At 42.6% G+C, this 612-nt stretch carries 1 protein-coding gene; it reads right to left on the bottom strand.

What is annotated here, in order from left to right; translation table 11 throughout:
• On the bottom strand, positions 1–599 hold a 599-nt coding region (locus tag JYB65_RS14825), incomplete at its 3' end, for a GTP-binding protein (RefSeq protein ID WP_206583476.1).
• Positions 600–612 lie beyond the last annotated feature (13 nt).

Below are 612 nucleotides of genomic sequence, written 5' to 3'. Positions count from 1 at the left end.
GTGTCTACTGCTTCGAACAATTCGATAATCTTATCTCCCCATGGGCCTTCCGGATTATTTAATGCTTCTAATGCAGATCCTCTGATGATTGGTGTATCATCTCCTGGGAATTCATACTGGTCTAATAATTCTCTTACTTCCATTTCTACTAAGTCTAGTAGTTCGTCGTCGTCTACCATATCGCACTTGTTTAAGAATACGATGATATATGGTACACCTACCTGTCTGGATAGTAGGATGTGTTCTCTTGTCTGCGGCATTGGACCGTCTGTTGCTGCTACTACTAGAATAGCTCCGTCCATCTGTGCTGCTCCTGTGATCATGTTCTTTACATAGTCAGCATGTCCTGGGCAGTCTACGTGCGCATAGTGTCTGTTTGGTGTTTCATACTCTACGTGCGCTGTCGCGATGGTGATTCCTCTTTCTCTTTCTTCTGGTGCCTTATCGATTTGGTCGAAATCTACCTTCTGACCTAATCCGTATCTTGTGAACAATGTCTTTGTGATTGCTGCTGTTAATGTTGTCTTACCATGGTCAACGTGACCGATTGTTCCGATATTTACGTGTGGCTTATTTCTTTCAAACTTTTGCTTTGCCATTTTTAAATCCTCC

The sequence above is a fragment of the Clostridium aminobutyricum genome (assembly GCF_017255415.1).
GTDB classification, from domain to species: domain Bacteria; phylum Bacillota; class Clostridia; order Peptostreptococcales; family Anaerovoracaceae; genus Aminipila; species Aminipila aminobutyrica.
This window is presented reverse-complemented; position numbering and strand designations above follow the sequence as displayed.